Origin of the sequence: Vibrio hepatarius (assembly GCF_011806575.1) — a bacterium.
GTDB lineage: Bacteria > Pseudomonadota > Gammaproteobacteria > Enterobacterales > Vibrionaceae > Vibrio > Vibrio hepatarius_A.
This window is the reverse complement of the sequence record NZ_JAATOO010000016.1, coordinates 92,707-110,985: the sequence shown is the minus strand read 5'-3', so window position 1 is coordinate 110,985 and position 18,279 is coordinate 92,707. Positions and strand designations below refer to the sequence as shown.

Here is an 18,279-nt window from a genome sequence, read left to right as displayed (position 1 = left end):
GCTTAAGCTCGACAGTGGCATGCACCGCCTGGGTGTAAGCCCTGAACAATATGACGAGTTTGTTCAACGTTTAGACGCCTGCCCTAACGTCGCGAAACCACTACGTTTTATGAGCCACTTTGGTTACGCTGATGAGCTGGAAAAACCCAATACCAATCAGCAAACTGAACTGTTCCTCGAAGTGACCAAAAACTGCCAAGGCGAACGCTCACTCGCGGCTTCGTCAGGGATTTTGGCATGGCCAGATAGCCATTTAGACTGGGTACGCTCAGGCATCATCATGTACGGCATCTCTCCAATCGGCGATAAGCCGGCACATAAATTTGGTTTTAAACCTCTGATGACACTAAAAGCTCCGATCATCGCTGTGCGCGAGGTTAAAAAAGGTGAAAGTGTCGGCTACAGTGGCATTTGGACGGCGGAACGAGACACGAAAGTTGGCGTGATTGCTATTGGCTACGGTGACGGATACCCGAGAACCGCACCATTCGGCACACCGGTACTGGTGAATGGCCGCCGCGTACCGCTCTCTGGTCGTGTATCTATGGATATGCTGACGGTCGACTTAGGCCCTGATGCGAGCGATAACGTTGCTGACGACGCCATCTTATGGGGTGCCGACTTACCGGCGGAAGAAATTGCCGCGCATGTTGGCACAATCGCTTATGAGTTGGTGACGAATCTTACTTCCAGAGTCATCGTTGAATATCGGGAGTGAATCCAAGGCGGTCAGTCCACTCTTGTCTCTTGAGTCACTCTACAGAACTCACCACCACTTTGGGGTGGATCCTTAATCTAAAACTAGATTGAGCTCTGATTCACTAGCTGACGCTCATCGACTTTGAGTCGATAGATTGTCATGGAGTTGGTGGCGATCATTGCTATCTCTAACAGGCTTCCACCTATAGAGCCAACCCAGAGGTTGTTGGCCAACCATAAACAGGCACCGACTAGCAGAAAGTAGCGCATCATTACACCACGTAAATTGAACAGCGCGTAAGTGCCTATACTGCTGGCAATAATGGGCAGTAAGCCATAAATACTTTCAAGTGCCGTTAGGCCCATTAAGGTGGTTAGCCCAATCAAAGGCCACGTAAACAGCCGTGCATTAGCGTGCAAGGATATGAGTGAACGGCCTACGCCAATGGAGGCGCTAATGCAGGCAGTAGCCGCTCCCATCAAGGCGAAATGGAGAGCATGATTGCAGTTAAGCAACAACATCATCCACTTTAAGCGACGATCATCTTTTTGATAAACTGTAGCCAACCCCAGAAACAAACTAATAAAGCCAAATGCCTGAGCAATGATGTCTCGATCCATTCAATCTCTCACCCTGTTCTTTCATTATGGTGAGAGAATAACATTATTGAAATGGTGTTTTAATTATATTTTGTGTTTTTCATCCACATAACGTCAGAGAGAATTCAGAGCAGACGAAGCGGGCATTGTTAAGTTGCTTTTGGTCAACGAAACAAAACGCTTTATCAGGACTCCCCTTGGAGTGTGACAACAATTCTACGACTGCCACCGTGGTCTCGGTGCTCTCCTAAATAAATACCTTGCCAAGTGCCTAGTGCTAGTCGTCCCTGACTGATAGGAATCGACACACTGCAACCAAGCAATGATGCTTTGATATGAGCTGGCATATCATCATCGCCCTCGTAAGTATGCTGGTAATATGGCGCGCGCTCAGGAACAAATTTGTTAAAGTGCGCTTCCATATCCGTGCGTACGGTTGGGTCTGCGTTCTCATTGATGGTCAAACTGGCAGACGTATGTTGGATAAATAACTGTAATATTCCGACGGAATAACGCTGTATTTCTGGAATTTGTTGTTCAATTTCGTCGGTAATCAAGTGAAAGCCACGTTTCCTCGCCTTTAATTGAATCGTCTTTTGAGACCACATAGTCACTCCACAATAAGTTGATAACGTTCGATTTTGCTATAAGGGATGAAGCATAACCGATGTTGATGGTATTATTTTACTCGCCGTCGCAGAGTTTGTTCATGTTTCAACCGGGGAACGTGACCTAACTCAATGTGAGGGAGAATACCCTAGGCGATAATGCGGCTTGAAAAAAAATTACAAAATGCTTGTTTTGTGGCAATTTGCCCAAACATCTACTTATATTCTGCTTAATCGGGGATTCCACAGTTTTCGCTAGACTGTAAGGAATGAAACCTACTGTAACATCGGGATAAAGACCATGTTGAAAAATATCAATCCAACGCAAACACAAGCTTGGAAAGCGCTGACGGCGCACTTTGAATCTGCACAAGATATGGATCTGAAAGATCTGTTCGCTCAAGACGCGGCTCGTTTTGACAAGTTTTCTGCGCGCTTTGGTAGCGACATTCTGGTTGATTACTCAAAGAACTTAATCAACGAAGAAACCTTGCAGCACCTATTTGCACTAGCAAATGAAACTGAGCTGAAAGCGGCGATTGAAGCGATGTTCAGTGGTGACGCGATTAACCAGACTGAAGGCCGTGCGGTGCTACACACTGCGCTACGTAATCGTAGCAACAAAGCCGTAAACGTGAACGGCGAAGACGTCATGCCAGCGGTTAACGCGGTACTAGAGAAAATTAAATCATTTACTGATCGTGTGATCGGTGGTGAATGGAAAGGCTACACAGGCAAGGCAATTACTGATGTTGTGAACATTGGTATCGGTGGTTCTGACCTTGGCCCTTACATGGTGACAGAAGCATTAGCACCATACAAAAATCACCTCAATCTGCATTTCGTATCAAACGTTGATGGTACGCACATCGTTGAAACACTAAAGAAAGTTGACCCTGAAACGACTCTGTTCCTGATCGCGTCTAAGACTTTCACCACTCAAGAAACCATGACTAACGCGCACACTGCACGTGACTGGTTCCTAGCGTCTGCAATCGATGAAGCGCACGTGGCAAAACACTTTGCGGCGCTATCGACGAATGCAAGCGCAGTTGCTGAGTTCGGTATCGATACTGACAACATGTTTGAGTTCTGGGACTGGGTTGGCGGTCGTTACTCTCTTTGGTCTGCGATTGGTCTATCAATTGCACTCGGTGTTGGCTACGACAACTTTATTGAACTGCTTGAAGGTGCACACGAGATGGATAACCATTTCGCTAGCACTGAACTAGAAAATAACATTCCAGTTATCCTGGCGTTAATTGGTATCTGGTATAACAACTTCCACGGCGCAGAGTCAGAAGCTATCCTACCTTACGACCAGTACATGCACCGTTTTGCAGCGTACTTCCAGCAAGGTAATATGGAATCAAACGGTAAGTACGTTGACCGTGACGGCAACGCAGTGACTTACCAAACTGGCCCGATCATCTGGGGTGAACCTGGCACAAACGGTCAGCACGCATTTTACCAGTTGATCCACCAAGGCACTAAACTGATCCCATGTGATTTCATCGCGCCAGCAATCAGCCACAACCCAGCCGGTGACCACCACCAGAAACTGATGTCGAACTTCTTTGCGCAAACAGAAGCGTTGGCGTTTGGTAAAGACGAAGCGACAGTAAAAGCAGAGTTGGCTCAGGCAGGTAAGAACGCAGAAGAAGTAGCGGCAATCGCGCCATTCAAAGTGTTTGAAGGCAACCGCCCAACCAACTCAATCCTAGTGAAGCAAATTACCCCACGCACTTTGGGTAACTTGATCGCGATGTACGAGCACAAGATTTTTGTTCAAGGCGTTATCTGGAACATCTTCAGCTTTGACCAGTGGGGTGTTGAGCTAGGTAAACAACTGGCGAACCAAATCCTACCAGAGCTTGCGGATGCGTCTGAAATCAGCTCTCACGACAGCTCAACTAACGGTCTAATCAACGCGTTTAAAGCGTATCAAGCGTAAGTTTAACGTGGTTTAGATAAGCAAGCGCCAGCCTCAAGGCTGGCGTTTTTGTATCTATCCATTGGCCGCTAATTAGACCGTGTGATGAATATTACTCTGCACATCGGTTTGCGTCGTGAACTTCTGCCCCAACAATGCCACTAACTGGTCGTAATACTGCATATTCGGCTTATTACCCAGAAGCTTACACAGTTCATTTCCCGTTGGGCTAAAGCGATAGTAAAGCAATCTGACGCCGCGACTATGGGCTTGCAGCGAGAGCTGCTTACCTTGATAGGTGAGTGGTAATGGGGATTCTAGCTCGATCTCACCCGATTCCAATTCGGTGTTGTACATCAGGCCAAGTTCAAACAACACCAGCAGGCTAGAGTAGGGCAGTTGGTAGTTGCCAACATTGATATTGCTGGTGACATTGCGTTTGCCAAAGCTGAAAATACCACCGTGAGAGCGGTAGCCAATCAACAGTTTACGGCTGCTGTCGCCACCAAAACTGCAGGCAAGAGAAGCGGCACGTTGTAGTGTTTGCGCTTCTTTTGGCGTCATATCTTGTAAGATGTTTAACGCCTTCATTGACGTGGAGCCAGGGTTGGTGACTTCGCGTTTCAGTACCTGAGCCCAAAGGCGCTGCATCGCGGGATTGTGGACTTCTTGTGCCATATCGAAAAAGCGATACAACCAGTCTGGGTCAGGCTCACCAGCGGTTTCGTCTTTACACGATTGGTGCGCCAACTTAAGGATCTGCTCTAAGTTCTTCTGACGCTTTTCTCGGCGCTTTCTCTCTCGCACCAAAGCGCGTTCAAGTGCAGGTTTTTCGGGTGATTCACTGCTTAATAGCGCGTCAAGGCCATGAATTTCGGCGATGCTAAGGATACGGCTAGAGCTGTCTTTGATGTAGTGCTTTTTCTTTTCATTTCGAGCTTGCGGCTCGGGTTCATGGTCGATGATGACGGGTTTGTTGCTCTCAGACATTCTATTTCCTTAGACATCATAAAGTTATTACTAATGTACTCTTTCGGTGCAGATCGCGCCACACCCAGAGTGTGAGGCGCATGTCAAAAAATAGTGCTACCACACATGCTAACAAATTGTTAAAATCATGAGTGCAATAATTGAGAGGGCTTATGAAGTATATCAATGAGAATAAACTGAAAAAGCACCTGTCAATCGCCTTATTGTTGTTGGTTTACCTCGGTGTACTAGGGTATTTATCCAGATATTTTTCTTAAACTAGGCGATTAACAGGTTACGCTTTTGTTAATCTTTTAATAGTCGTCGTATTCGGTGATAGCCGTGCCTTCGATCACGTAGCCTGTTTCGGCCAATTCATGTGAAATGGTTTCAGTTTTAAGCGTACCTATCACATAAATCACATCCCATAGCTCTTGCACTGGTGCACCTTTAGGAAACTTCACGTAAATGATCTGATTGGGTGGTGGTGGTGGTACATGTATACAGGCGCCAAAGTACGGTACGAGTAGAAACTCGGTCACCATATTCTCATCACCTTCTAACGGAATCACAAAGCCCGGCACCTTAACCGTACTGCCGTTCAGCTCTTGTCTGACGCTGCCAAGCTTGGACTGTTGCATTACGTCACCCGAGTGGTCAATCGCTGGCATGCCTTGTTTATCAAACATGTTTCTTTCGCTCTCAGGGATCAGGTCGATCCAGTCGAGTTGCAGTACATCTTGGTTGTTTGCATAACTGGGGATGCTAGCACTCAGCAATACCACCACAAGTAAAAGTAGTTTTTTCATCATAGATTAAATCCGAATCGTCATGCCGTCGCTGAGAGATTGTTTATAAGCTCTCAAGGCGGGTATAAATCCAATCACGGTTCCGGCGAGCTGCACTAAGGCCAGTAGCGAGAGTTCATAATTGGATAGGGTTATTACCGAAAGGTTAATGCCATAAGTTTGCTGAATAAATGGTGCAGCAACGAAGAGTAACAAATAGAGCGAAAACGTACCGAGTAGGATACCGATAAACGTCAGGCTACTCGCTTCTAAGATCAGCAATGAGAAGACGTGTCGAGGTCGCGCTCCCATCGCGCGTAGGATCGCCATTTCTCTGCGGCGTTCTTGCAAACTGGTCAATAGGCTAGAGAGCATGCCAAGCAATCCGGCAATCACCACAAACGCCGAGACTGCCATCAGAGCTTGCTCCGCCACCGACATCATGCCCCATAATTCGTGTAGCGCAACACCGGGTAAAATCGCACTCAGCGGCTCTTTGGTGTAGGTGTTAATCTGACGCTGCAACGCAAAGGTTTGAATTTTTGACTTTAAACCCAGCATCATCGCGGTGATCTGCTTGGGTTGAAAGTCTCTACTCTGCAACTGCTGCGCGCCTGGCGTATTACCAAGGTTTGCCCCCGATTCCCAGCCGACGTGGATCGCTTCAATCGCTTCTAGCGAAACGTGTACCGTTTTATCAACCGGAGTGCCGGTTGGTGCGAGGATACCCACCACTTTGAACGGCAGATTATCGTGGCGGCTGAACCCAACATCGCTGATACCGTGAGCGATGATGATTTCGCTGCCAATCTGATAACCAAGTTTCTTCGCTACATCAGCACCGATCACGGTTTCAAATAACTGCTGAAACTCATGTCCCTTGGTAAATGCAAGGTTTTGTTTTTGACCGTAGCGGTAATACTCAAAGTAGCTGTGGTTGGTGCCCATGACACGAAAACCTTTATGCGAGTCGCCGAGTGAAATCGGAATTGCCCATTTTACTGAGCGGTGTTGGCTGAACTCTTGGTAGCTCTTCCAGTCGATGTTGTTGGTCGCGTTACCGATTCGAAACACCGAATAGAGCAATAAATTAACCTGTCCGGAGCGACCGCCAACGATCAAGTCGGTACCAGAAATGGTATTGGCGAAACTGCTTTTGGCTTGGGTGCGGATACGTTCCACCCCGAGCAATAAAATCACCGAAATAGCGACCGTCAGAATAGATAATATCGCGGTGACTTTGCGGTTACGGGCGCTTTTCCAGGCGAGAGACAACGTTGCGCTCATGCGTTTTCTCCTGCTTGATTGAGTTGTCGTAAATCTAGACTGCGGTCAAACAGCGGCTCCAGAGTGGGGTCGTGGCTCACAAACAGCAGTGTCGAGTTGGCTTGATTAGCCTGTTCTAGCAGTAGTTCGATAAAGGCGCTGCGGTTGTCGTGGTCGAGGGCGGAAGTGGGCTCATCGGCAATCACCAGTTCCGGTTTGCCGATCAATGCGCGAGCCGCGGCAACGCGTTGTTGTTGACCTATACTCAGCTCGGCGACGGGTTTATTCATTAAAGCTGACGAGAGGTGCAACCGCTCAAGCAGTTGAATTGCGTGCTTGTGTAAATCGCCACTCACTTGAGAGCGTCTGCGCTTGGAAAATTGGCAGGGTAAAACCACATTTTCCAGCACGCTCAAATAAGGCAACAGATTGAACTGCTGGAAGATGTAGCCAATGTGGTTGGCGCGAAACTTATCCCGTTGGCTACCGGACAATGCTGAGAGCTGCTTGTCCAAAACTTTGAGAGAACCCTCTGATGGTGTATTTATTCCAGTGAGAAGACTGAGCAAGGTGGATTTTCCACAGCCACTCGGCCCTTTAATAAACAGATGCTCACCTTGATTTACCTTGAGTTCAGGGATGTTGAGCGTTGGTGTGTCATTACCAGGCCAAACGAAACGTACTTGTTGTAGCTCAATGACCACGGCCGAGTTATTGCTATTCATAATGCGTTCCAATCACGAAAAGGCGGCTTAGGCCAAGCGTAAGCCGCCACTATAACTACAGAGAAATTTCGCTATTGTTTTTATCTAGGCGTACCGCAGACTGTTTGGTGTCAGTGAGCACATTCGCTTTGATCGCTTGTGTCGACGGGAACAGTTCAAACCAAGACGTGTTGATCGATTCTAGCTGAGAGAACTGTTCACACTGGTAGTGGTATTCAATCGTAAATTCACCGTGGCTAGATTCATGCTCATGATGTTCTTCATGGTCATGGTGTTCATCATGCTTGTGTTCGCCATCGGCGTCATTATGATGGTCGTGGTCGTGGTCGTGGTCGTGGTCGTGGTCGTGGTCGTGGTCGTGGTCGTGGTCGTGGTCGTGGTCGTCATCCGCGCCCAGAGTATGTGAAACACGCTGGTGGGTCAGTGTACAATTGGCACTCTTACTTAAGCTAAACACACGGCTTGTGTCCGTCAATTTAGACTCGGCATCTTTTAACTTGTGCAGTTGCTCTTCCGTTTGCGCTACATGCTCAAAACCAACCACATCCGCTCCTGGCGCGGTGATTTCAATCAATAGTTCTTTACCGTCTTGGGCAATATTTAGCTCGACTTCGCCGTGGACATGCGCGTCATGTTGGCGGTGTTCATCTTCAGCGTAAACCGTGTGGCTCAAAGTCAGCGCGACCAGTGCCGCGAGTGGTGAATACTTGTACATACTAAATCCTAACTACATTCTTAAGTTGTGAAAAATCGCCTGCGTATTGGCAGGAAAAAACAGATTAAGCGTTAGGATTGCGTGGCGGTGAGCGCGCTAAATAGTCAAACGTGGCTGGCGCGAGGTAGTAATAGCTATCCGCTAGGATAAACACATCGGGTAACGATGTATCGTTAAAGGTGATGATTGCCGCGCTGGCACCGTGTTGCGCACAGGCAAACAGTTGGCAATGATGTTCCTGATGGTGGGTGGGAGCAAGATCGTATTGGTGCTGGATAAACGCCACGTTCATCCACAGCGTCAACAAGACACTGCACAGCGCAACGATAGCAAATCGGACGGAATGTGAATAACGTCGTGACACAAGCAAACAACCAAACAAAAAGGAACTGTTATATTATAACAATTCCTTTTTAAACGCGAAGTGCAATTGTGATCAGATATTGTCTTTAATCAGACCAATAACCTGTTTTACTTCGTCCTCTGACAGTGCGCCTTCTTTTACGAATAGCACCTTGCCTTGTTTATCCTGCACAATGATCGCAGAAGATTCCGGTTTCAGATCCCAGGTTTTCGCCACTTTTCCGTCTTCATCCAGCACCATTGAAGACCAAGGAAACTCTTGTTTGCTGTCTTCAGCAGATGATTTTACGAAGGAGCTTGTTCCCCAAATCGCATCGTCTTGGTTGATGATGGTTGTGGTTTGGTAATTTGCTTCAGGCAGTTTTGCTGCGGTTAGTGCAGTCATCAACGGCGCGTTCATCTCTTTCGAGCTACTGCGGCCAGCGATCGCTTGGATGACACGCACTTTGCCGAGCATGTCTTGGCTCGCCCAGTTTTGGTATCCAGTGTCATCGCCGTTAAGTACGATTTCGCCGTATTTATCGACCGCAACCGCAGGGACTTGGCCACCGATAGTCAGGTTATGAGCAGCAGCAAGCATTGGAGAGCACGCTATCGCAACCGCGAGGAGAGTTTTACTTTTCATTGTTATGTTCCTTTTTAGTAAGCGGAAAAAGTATATAACGAATTCACTCGGAGTGTGTTTACCTCGATGGTCAGAAAGTGCTCAAACTCTATTTTTAACAAAAAATATACATTTCATGAGATTGCGGTATAATGTGCTGAAGCTCAAGGAATAGAGCACATCAATAAGAACAATAATTTTCGTAAATGGAATTTGGAGTCGTTATGCTGCGTGAATTTTCTGCACATCGCCCACTACAGGTGGCGCGTTTTGTTAAGACCCTTTTCAAAGGGCAGTTTGTTATCGCTGGTGTTGGGGAGTTTTCGTTTGATAACGGCAAAGTGTTAGTGCCAGACGTCAATAACCGCGAGAAACTGAATGTTTATCGCCAAATCAATCAAGCGATTGAAACGCTCTCAGCGTGATTACACATAGATTCTCTTGAGCCTTCTAGTAAAAAGTCGCCTAGTGGCGACTTTTTTTGTTTCTTAACCTGAGTCCAGGTTGCTTTATTATTTCTCTGGCGGGAAGCACACACCTGTCCCACCGATACCACAGTATCCATCGGGATTTTTAGCGAGATATTGCTGGTGGTAGTTTTCCGCATAGTAATAATGATTCGCTGGTAGAACTTCGGTTGTGATTTCGTCGTGCTGTGCGCTTAGCAACGCCTGATAATCACGCTTAGATTGCAACGCGACCTGCATTTGCTGATCGTCAAAAACATAGATTGCTGAACGGTACTGGGTGCCGCGGTCGTTTCCTTGGCGCATGCCTTGCGTCGGGTCGTGTTTTTCCCAAAACGTTTTGAGTAGCTCTTGCAGACTGAGTTTGTCGCTATCAAACACCACTCGCACAACTTCAGTGTGGCCAGTGTGACCAGTACATACTTCTTCATAGGTTGGGTTTGGTGTGTATCCGCCAGCATAACCAACCGATGTGCTCACTACGCCATCCAGTTGCCAAAATACGCGTTCAGCGCCCCAGAAGCAGCCCATACCAAGTAAGACTTGTTGCTGATTTCCGCTGGGTGCTGCGGTGAGGCTAGAGTGATTAACGAAGTGAGTGTCGTCAATCGCCATCGGGACATCGCGACCAGGTAATGCGTTTTCAGGGGCGATCATTTGTTGTTTGTCGAGCATCGTAACTTTCCTTGCTGATTTATAGTAATGTGGTTTATCTAATTCACAGTTTTCATACAGACTTATCTATTCGCAGGCGTTATTATTCCGGTATCTGATTAACAAAGATAATTAAGCATGTTACGAAACCCTTTACCACTTTTGTTTGCCGTTGTTCTCTCCCCGATGCTGGTTCAAGCTCAGGAAGTAGAATTAACAATTGAAGGGTTGAAAGGTTTTCGTAAAGACAACGTCGATGCTTACTTATCGGCTATTCCCAAAGAAGAATACAGCACCAGTATCCGCTTTCAAGCGCGTTTGCAGCGCACAATTACCGAAGCGTTGAACGCGGTGGGCTACTATCAGCCAAGCTTTGAATTTGAAGTCTCTGAAGATAAGACCGAACTAATCGTTAAAGTGTCTCAAGGCAGTTCGGTTCGCTATAAAGAAGTCGAGATTGTCATTACTGGCGAAGCCAAAGATGACCCAGACTTTATCGCCGCGATTAAAGCGAGCGGACTTAAAAAAGGCGAACGGCTCAATCACGGTGATTACGACTCTCTCAAGTCCAAGCTGCGCAACCTAGGTCTGCAAAAAGGCTACTTTGATGCCAAGTTTACCACCAGTCGCTTAGAGATCGCTCCCGATCTTTACCAAGCGTTTGTCAGGTTGCATTTCGATAGTGGTATCCGTTACCACTTCGGTGCGACTGAGATTACTGGCAGCCAGATTAAGATTGAGCGTGTCCGGTCTTTGTCACCGTTTCAAGAGGGTGACCCTTATCTAGTATCCCAAGTGGGTGAATACAACCAGAATCTCTCCAATACCGATTGGTTCTCATCGGTATTGGTTGAGCCTGATTTATCGCTGCTGGGTGAGGGGCGCGAGTTACCGATGAAGGTGTCTCTGGCGCCACAAGCTCGTCACCAGTTAGAAACAGGCCTGGGTTACTCAACCGATGTTGACGTGCGAGCTTCATTAAAGTGGAAACGCCCGTGGGTAAATAGCCGAGGCCACAGTTTCGACAGTAGCTTATCGGTCTCGAGCCCCGAGCAGACTTTGACGGCCAGCTATCGTATTCCGCTGGAAGACGTACTCAACGACTACTACCGTATTCACTATGGTATGAAGCGGGTGGATAGCCGAGATACCAAAAGTATTGAATCAAACCTTGCTTTAGAAAGGCACTGGAAACTCGACAATGATTGGAATCGGACGATTTTCATTCGTTATTTGCTTGAAAACTACGAACAAGGTTTACAAGACGACAACGCTCAGTTCTTGCTGCCCGGTATTACATTCTCTCGTATTCGTGCCCGCGGTGGGTCGATGCCAACGTGGGGCGATAGTCAGTACATTACCTTGGAGTACGGTAGTGAAAATGCGCTGTCGGAAACCGACGTGGTTCGCGTCCTTGGCGGGATGAAGTGGATACGCAGCGCGGGAGAAAATCATCGGGGTTTGTTCCGTATTGACGGTGGCGCCAACTTCGCTGACGATTTTGATAAGCTTTCGCCATCGCTGCGTTTCTTTGCCGGTGGCGACAATAATTTGCGTGGTTACGGTTACGAATCAATTTCTCCGAAGGACGAAAGTGGCGCGTTAACCGGTGCAAAATACATCGCGACGACCTCACTTGAGTACCAGTACCGACTCTATGGTGACTGGTGGGGGGCGCTGTTCTACGATTATGGTGATGCGTTTAACGACACGCCGGAATTTAAGCGTGGTACGGGTGTTGGTGTGCGCTGGGCGTCACCTGTCGGCCCAATCCGTTTAGACTTTGCATGGGGCTTAGATAAAGAGCCTGACGATTTTAAGATTCACTTTTCTTTGGGGCCTGAGCTATGACCGGAATGGTATTAAAGTGGTCAAAGTGGTTGTCGCTGTCGTTTGGTGGCATCCTGTTAGCGCTGCTACTAGCGGTCGGCTTTTTGTTGTTTACCAAGCCGGGTCTAGGCGTGATTTTGTGGAGTGGCGAAAAGTTTGTTCCTCAGCTTAAAGTCGCGTCTTACAGTGGTGCTTTGCTTCCCCGCTTTACGCTCAATCAGGTCGAGTTTGTCGACCCGGATCTTGGCGTTGATACTAAAATAAACGCGGTGACGTTAGGCATTAACCCGACCTGTTTTACCGAAGCCAGTGTCTGCATCGATGAACTGGCGATCGACGGCTTGGCATTCTCACTGCCTGAACTACCACCTCAGCCAGAGCCTGCACCAGAGCAAGAATCAGCGCCAATGGGGAATATCACTACGCCTATTCCGCTCAAGGTCGGTCGTATTGCGCTGAGCAATATCGATCTCAACGTGCTGGGCAACCAAATCCGTTGGGAGCGTTTTACCACCGCACTATCATTCCAGGGGAACCGTCTTCAAGTCAGTAAAACCGAGCTAAATAAGATCCATATTGCTCTGGCTGAGAACGCGCCGAGTGACGCTGAACCAGAGTCAGAGAAAGCCAGTGAACCGAGTGCGATCGTATTACCAGATGTCGTCTTGCCACTGCAAGTTGATTTAGCGCGTCTCGATATCCGCGACTTTAAGCTGCAGCAAGCGACGCCGATTATTGTTCATCACTTAGGTTTACAAGCTAGCGCGGCGGGGGCGAATGTGTCGGTACCGATGCTAGAGCTGGACATGCCGCAAGTTCAGGGTAAGTTGAACGCCAAGGTCACACTCAAACAAGACTATCCACTCTCTCTACAACTCGACGCGACGGTCAAAGACCCGATGGCTAAAGGTCAGAAGTTGTCATTAAATGCAACAGGCAGCGTTGCCCAACTGGATTTACAAGCCAAATTACGCGCATTGGCCGAAGCTGATCTGCAAGCGAAACTGGCATTGCTTGACCCTGACATACCGTTTGACATTGTGCTCGATAAAACCAAGGCGCAATGGCCGTTAGTCGGTGAAGGGGATTACTTTGTTAACGTCGACAACTTGTCGGGTAAAGGCTCACTCAAAGGTTATAGCCTCAACCTTGTTACGCAATTGTCGGGTAAAGAGTTGCCGGATTTAGACCTAACGTTGGAAGGTAAAGGTAATCTTGAGCAAGTTGAGCTCAGCGCTTTGACACTAGATACCTTGGGCGGCTTGGTCATTGGCGACGCGATGGTGAATTGGAAGCAACCGCTCAATTGGTTGGCGAACTTGTCACTTGAGCATATCCAACCCGGTTTACAGTGGCCGGAAGCGGAAGGGGACATCAGCGGCATTATCTCAACTACGGGTTCATTGACCCAACAGGGCGGCTGGCAAGTTGCGGTAAGTCAGCTCGATATTGACGGCATCCTACGTGAGTATCCGTTAAATATTGAAGGAGAACTGACGGCATCTGACGTGGCAGGGAAAGGCCAGTTTGAGTTAGATACGCCAGGACTGGTACTGTCTCATGGCCCGAACAATGTTGAAGCGAAAGGCAGCTTGAGTGAAGAGTGGCGTATGTCGCTGTCATTGGATTTACCTGAATTAGCCAAGTCGGTACCTGAACTGTCAGGCAAGGCGATTGGTGATGTTCATCTGCGCGGCCCGATGAAAGAGCCAAAGGTAAAACTTGCGCTCGACGTGGATGCAATTGATTTCCAGCAGCAGTACAAAGTCAAACACATTACTTTGAGCGGTGATGTGACACCTTTACCAGAGCCAAAAGGCGATCTTACTCTTGAGCTTGAAGGTGGCCAGTACCAAGATTACCGGCTTAAAGACCTATTACTGACCTTCAGCGGTGACCAAAGTCAGCACAACCTAATGCTGGACGTGGATTCCAATCTTGTATCGACCAGTTTAGCGCTGTCTGGTTCTTTGACCGATAAGCCATCGATCAAATGGGCTGGGCAATTGGAGCGGATGCTGCTCTCGTCTCAACAAGGTGAGTGGGAACTGAACCAAGCGACCAAGCTGGGTTTTGATATGAAGAGCCAGCAAGCGTCCGTCGCAGCACATTGCTGGTTGCAAGCAGATTCATCGCTGTGCCTTGATGAAGACATCAAGGTGGGAGAATCCGGTGAAGCTAAGTTGTCGATCAACCAGTTTAACTTTTCACAAATTGCCCAATTCTTACCGCCGGAAACCGAATTGTTCGGTGAAGCCGACGCGCACGTTTGGGCGAAGTGGTCGGCCAATCAATCACCGGAAGTCAAACTGGACTTAGAACTGCCTCAAGGTGGTGTCTTGCAAAAACTCAACCAGCCGCTTGAACTCGGATGGGACAAAGTGATGTTGAACGCCACGCTGGTAAAAGACCGTTTACAAGCCAAGTGGGAGCTGGATATCACCGACAACGGAGATTTGACTGGTCAGGTAACGATTCCGAATGTGCTGAGCGAGAATAAGTTGATTGATGGTCAGCTCAAGCTCTCGACCTTTCATCTAGACTTCCTTAGCCCGCTACTGGGCGAGCACAGCGAACTGAAATCAAACATCTCGACTGACCTCGCCTTTAGTGGTCCCATTATGCACCCGAAAGTGAACGGTCAGTTCCTGATCGACAGTGTGAAACTGCAAGGTTCAGTATCACCCGTGCAGATTGATTCGGGTGAGTTAGCGATTGACTTTGCTGGCTATCAAGCAGACCTCAATGCCGCGCTTAATACCCCAGACGGCACTTTACAGCTGCAAGGTGACGCCGATTGGCAAAGCATGCAGGATTGGCGCAGTAAGTTGCGTGTATTTGCCGATGAATTGAAAGTCGAAGTGCCACCAATGGCGACGATCAAAGTTGTACCGGACATGACGATTAACGCCTCGCCGAATTACGCCAAGATCCAAGGCGATATTTCATTGCCTTGGGGACGAGTTGTCGTTGAACAGCTTCCGCCGAGCGCAACGGGTATATCGAAAGACCAAGTGATCTTGAACGAAAATCTAGAGCCAGTCAGTGAAGAGTCTGTAATGCCGTTTGCGGTAGAAACCGACATCAATATCAATATCGGTGATGACTTTAAGTTGTCGGCATTTGGTCTAGAAGGTGATTTACGCGGTCGCTTGAACGTCGCACAAAAAGACAAAGGCCCGTTTGTTACTGGTGAAGTGAACATCATTGACGGTTCATACCGCTCATTCGGCCAAGACTTGATCATCGAAGAAGGTAAGATCTTGATGAACGGTCCGGTTGACCAGCCTTACGTGCAAATCACCGCGATCCGAAATCCAGACAATACCCAAGACGATGTGATTGCTGGTGTGCGAGTGTCGGGGCCAGCCAGCGAGCCGACGGTCGCGATTTTCTCTGAGCCGTCAATGCCGCAAGCGAATGCGTTATCCTACTTATTACGCGGTCAGGATATCGATGGTGAGTCAGGCGGTAACGCAATGACCACGACGCTGATTGGTTTGAGTTTGGCAAAGAGTGGTCGTGTGGTCGGTGAACTGGGCGAAGCGTTCGGTGTACAGGATTTGCAGTTGGACACCGCAGGTTCTGGTGACGATTCGCAGGTAACAGTGAGTGGCTACATCATGCCAGGGCTGCAGGTTAAGTACGGTATCGGTATTTTTGATTCGGTCGGCGAGTTTACCGTGCGTTACCGCTTGATGAAGGATCTTTACGTCGAAGCGGTAACCGGTGTGAGCAGTGCAGTTGACATTTTGTACCAGTTTGAATTTAACTAAGGCGACTTAACAACTTCAACTGAGGTAGGTTCAAGGAAGACTATGCAGCATTTGTTATTTGTTTATGGCACTTTGCGAAAAGGTGAGAGCAACCAAGAATTCTTAATCAATTCAGAATTCTTGGGCAGGCATGAAACCTTACCTCAGTATTCGCTTTACGATTTAGGTTCTCACCCAGCGGTGATTGAAGGGCATAGCTCGATCCAAGGGGAAGTGTACTTAATCGACGATGAGACTTTAGCACGCATCGATGTGTTGGAAGACGTCCCGGTGGAATATCGCCGTGAGCGTATTGATACCCCGTTTGGCGAAGCGTGGATCTATATGTACCAAGATAGTAGTCAGCTAGATGTCTTGGTCTCATCCGGAGATTGGTGTCAACGTATCTAGTGCCAGTTCAATGAAAAAGAGCCAGCAATGCTGGCTCTTTTTTCGTCTTTGTTAAAAGCGATTATTGTTGAGCGCGTTCGTAAGACTCAAGGATTTCTTTACGTGCTGACTCGGCATCTTCCCAACCATCGACCTTAACCCATTTACCCGCTTCTAGCTCTTTGTAGCGCTCGAAGAAGTGGGTGATTTGTGCTTTAAGCAGCTCTGGTAGGTCATCGACGTCATTGATGTGGTCGTATTCTTTGCTCAGCTTGGTGTGTGGTACTGCGACCACTTTCGCGTCTTCACCTGATTCGTCGGTCATCTTCAGTACGCCAACGGGACGACAACGAATTACTGAACCTGGCATTAGAGGGTGAGGCGTTGGAACCAGTACGTCGACCGGGTCACCATCGAGTGACAACGTGTGGTTTACATAGCCGTAGTTACAAGGGTAGAACATGGGTGCAGACATAAAACGGTCTACAAATACCGCACCGGAATCTTTGTCGACTTCGTATTTGATTGGGTCCGCATTCGCAGGGATCTCGATAACCACGTAGATATCATCAGGAAGTGATTTGCCTGCTGGTACGTTGTTTAAGCTCATTTTAAAGTTCCTTTTTGTTTTATACCCCAATACCAATTTTACACAGCAGTTGGAGTTATATGGGCTGAAATTTTAACCAAAATACCTTACTGCTAAACTCGGTTTTATGTAAACGAGAAAGGCACGATATAGCTCAAGAAAATACGAAAAAGGCGCTCAATGAGCGCCTTTTAAGGTCGAGTGAATTATTGTTCTTCGCGATTCTGCTCGAGGAACTGTTCCACTTTCTTAACCATGTTCTTCGAACCGACAAAGAATGGCACACGTTGGTGAAGTTCTTGTGGCTCTAAGTCCATAATGCGAGTTTCACCGTCAGACGCTAGACCACCAGCTTGTTCAATCAAGAATGCCATTGGGTTGCATTCGTAAAGTAGGCGCAGTTTACCATTCGGGTTGCTTTCGGTGCTTGGGTAAAGGTAAATACCGCCTTTCAAAAGGTTGCGGTGGAAGTCCGCCACCAGTGAACCGATGTAGCGAGAGGTGTAGGGACGACCTTCTTCAGGCGCACTCTCCTGGCAGTACTTGATGTACTTTTTCACACCCAGAGGGAAGCGGATGTAGTTACCTTCGTTGATCGAGTAAATATGTCCGTCTTCAGGAATCATCATATTTTCGTGAGAGAGGCAGAACGTACCCAAAGATGGATCGTAAGTGAAACCGTTCACGCCGTTACCCGTGGTGTAAACCAGCATGGTCGATGAGCCGTAAATCACGTAACCCGCAGCCACTTGTTTGTGACCAGGCTGAAGGAAGTCTTCTTCAGTCGGAGGAGTACCAATCGGAGACACACGGCGATAGATAGAGAAAATCGTACCGACTGATACGTTTACGTCGATGTTTGAAGAACCGTCCAGTGGGTCCATCAATACCACGTATTTTGCGTTTTTGTTGAGCTCTTTATTAAACGCGACTGCTTCGTCTTCTTCTTCACTTGCTACACCACACACTTGGTCACGTGCTTCGAGTGCTGCTTTGAACTTGTCGTTGGCGTAGACATCAAGTTTTTGTTGAGCTTCACCTTGAACGTTTTGCGTGCCGACAGCGCCAGTAATGTCACCAAGGCCAGCCGCGTTGATTTCGCGGTTTACAATTTTTGCAGCAAGGCGAATAGAAGAGAGTAGGGATGATAAATCACCGCTTGCGTGGGGAAAGTCCGCTTGTTTTTCTACAATGAACTCGCCAAGGGTGCGCATACCAGACATGAGTTTTCCTTAAAAAATCGCTTCAAATATTGGAGGAGTGGGCGGTTAGGATTTCTGTCGAATCTTATGTTGCTCGCCTGCGTATATTGTAAGAGTCGAAT

18 protein-coding genes are annotated in these 18,279 nt (G+C 47.9%); 6 read left to right on the top strand and 12 right to left on the bottom strand.

From position 1 onward, the window contains the following. Window positions 1-718, top strand: a 718-nt coding sequence (alr, locus tag HCZ42_RS13990; protein WP_167421272.1) for an alanine racemase, incomplete at its 5' end; no start/stop codon positions are given. An 83-nt stretch (window positions 719-801) separates the two neighbouring features. On the opposite strand, the gene HCZ42_RS13985 is transcribed toward alr, so the two are convergent. After that, entirely contained in the window at window positions 802-1,320 is a 519-nt protein-coding gene (locus HCZ42_RS13985; protein ID WP_167421271.1) for a YgjV family protein, read from the bottom strand. A gap of 164 nt (window positions 1,321-1,484) precedes the next feature. Next, entirely contained in the window at window positions 1,485-1,907 is a 423-nt protein-coding gene (locus tag HCZ42_RS13980) for a secondary thiamine-phosphate synthase enzyme YjbQ (protein ID WP_167421270.1), read from the bottom strand. Between the two features lie 301 nt (window positions 1,908-2,208). On the opposite strand from HCZ42_RS13980, the gene pgi reads away from it, so the two are divergent. Further along, the gene (gene pgi / locus HCZ42_RS13975; protein ID WP_167421269.1) at window positions 2,209-3,861 is read left to right on the top strand and encodes a glucose-6-phosphate isomerase; all 1,653 of its coding nucleotides are present in this window, start codon (window positions 2,209-2,211) and stop codon (window positions 3,859-3,861) included. 72 nt (window positions 3,862-3,933) lie between these two features. On the opposite strand, the gene HCZ42_RS13970 is transcribed toward pgi, so the two are convergent. The 7 genes from HCZ42_RS13970 to HCZ42_RS13940 all read right to left on the bottom strand — a co-directional run bounded on the left by HCZ42_RS13970 (window position 3,934) and on the right by HCZ42_RS13940 (window position 9,291). After that, window positions 3,934-4,830, bottom strand: coding sequence for a TIGR03899 family protein (locus HCZ42_RS13970; protein ID WP_053411123.1), 897 nt, complete (start codon window positions 4,828-4,830; stop codon window positions 3,934-3,936). 293 nt (window positions 4,831-5,123) lie between these two features. Next, window positions 5,124-5,618, bottom strand: coding sequence for a DUF3299 domain-containing protein (locus HCZ42_RS13965; RefSeq protein WP_167421274.1), 495 nt, complete (start codon window positions 5,616-5,618; stop codon window positions 5,124-5,126). A gap of 6 nt (window positions 5,619-5,624) precedes the next feature. Next, window positions 5,625-6,884, bottom strand: coding sequence for an ABC transporter permease (locus HCZ42_RS13960; RefSeq protein WP_167421268.1), 1,260 nt, complete (start codon window positions 6,882-6,884; stop codon window positions 5,625-5,627). Continuing rightward, window positions 6,881-7,588 carry an ABC transporter ATP-binding protein gene (locus HCZ42_RS13955; protein WP_167421267.1) on the bottom strand — a complete coding sequence of 236 codons (708 nt, stop codon included), beginning with the start codon at window positions 7,586-7,588 and terminating at the stop codon, window positions 6,881-6,883. Before HCZ42_RS13955 ends, HCZ42_RS13960 begins: the two co-directional genes overlap by 4 nt. Before the next feature lie 55 nt (window positions 7,589-7,643). Beyond that, on the bottom strand, window positions 7,644-8,303 hold the full coding sequence (gene zrgA, locus HCZ42_RS13950; protein WP_167421266.1) for a zinc uptake protein ZrgA: 660 nt from the start codon (window positions 8,301-8,303) through the stop codon (window positions 7,644-7,646). Window positions 8,304-8,367: 64 nt separating this feature from the next. Continuing rightward, entirely contained in the window at window positions 8,368-8,667 is a 300-nt protein-coding gene (locus HCZ42_RS13945; RefSeq protein ID WP_167421265.1) for a DUF2607 family protein, read from the bottom strand. A 72-nt stretch (window positions 8,668-8,739) separates the two neighbouring features. Beyond that, on the bottom strand, window positions 8,740-9,291 hold the full coding sequence (locus HCZ42_RS13940; protein WP_167421264.1) for a YtfJ family protein: 552 nt from the start codon (window positions 9,289-9,291) through the stop codon (window positions 8,740-8,742). 203 nt (window positions 9,292-9,494) lie between these two features. Here HCZ42_RS13940 and HCZ42_RS13935 point away from each other — a divergent pair, with 203 nt between their 5' ends. After that, window positions 9,495-9,695 carry a DUF1107 family protein gene (locus HCZ42_RS13935; RefSeq protein ID WP_167421263.1) on the top strand — a complete coding sequence of 67 codons (201 nt, stop codon included), beginning with the start codon at window positions 9,495-9,497 and terminating at the stop codon, window positions 9,693-9,695. Window positions 9,696-9,782: 87 nt separating this feature from the next. Here HCZ42_RS13935 and msrA read toward each other — a convergent pair whose 3' ends face one another. Next, on the bottom strand, window positions 9,783-10,412 hold the full coding sequence (msrA, locus tag HCZ42_RS13930) for a peptide-methionine (S)-S-oxide reductase MsrA (protein ID WP_167421262.1): 630 nt from the start codon (window positions 10,410-10,412) through the stop codon (window positions 9,783-9,785). Window positions 10,413-10,529: 117 nt separating this feature from the next. On the opposite strand from msrA, the gene tamA reads away from it, so the two are divergent. The 3 genes from tamA to HCZ42_RS13915 are packed head-to-tail and all read left to right on the top strand — an operon-like array spanning window position 10,530 to window position 16,387. Then, the gene (gene tamA / locus HCZ42_RS13925) at window positions 10,530-12,242 is read left to right on the top strand and encodes an autotransporter assembly complex protein TamA (RefSeq protein WP_167421261.1); all 1,713 of its coding nucleotides are present in this window, start codon (window positions 10,530-10,532) and stop codon (window positions 12,240-12,242) included. After that, a complete protein-coding gene (tamB, locus tag HCZ42_RS13920) occupies window positions 12,239-15,997 on the top strand; it encodes an autotransporter assembly complex protein TamB (protein WP_167421260.1) in 3,759 nt (1,252 codons plus the stop codon). The genes tamA and tamB overlap by 4 nt, the downstream gene beginning before the upstream one ends. A 42-nt stretch (window positions 15,998-16,039) precedes the next feature. Then, the gene (locus tag HCZ42_RS13915) at window positions 16,040-16,387 is read left to right on the top strand and encodes a gamma-glutamylcyclotransferase family protein (RefSeq protein ID WP_167421259.1); all 348 of its coding nucleotides are present in this window, start codon (window positions 16,040-16,042) and stop codon (window positions 16,385-16,387) included. Between the two features lie 61 nt (window positions 16,388-16,448). Here HCZ42_RS13915 and ppa read toward each other — a convergent pair whose 3' ends face one another. Both ppa and fbp read right to left on the bottom strand, forming a co-directional pair. After that, window positions 16,449-16,976 carry an inorganic diphosphatase gene (gene ppa / locus HCZ42_RS13910; RefSeq protein WP_167421258.1) on the bottom strand — a complete coding sequence of 176 codons (528 nt, stop codon included), beginning with the start codon at window positions 16,974-16,976 and terminating at the stop codon, window positions 16,449-16,451. 185 nt (window positions 16,977-17,161) lie between these two features. Beyond that, the gene (gene fbp / locus HCZ42_RS13905; protein WP_167421257.1) at window positions 17,162-18,178 is read right to left on the bottom strand and encodes a class 1 fructose-bisphosphatase; all 1,017 of its coding nucleotides are present in this window, start codon (window positions 18,176-18,178) and stop codon (window positions 17,162-17,164) included. Between the last annotated feature and the right edge of the window lie 101 nt (window positions 18,179-18,279).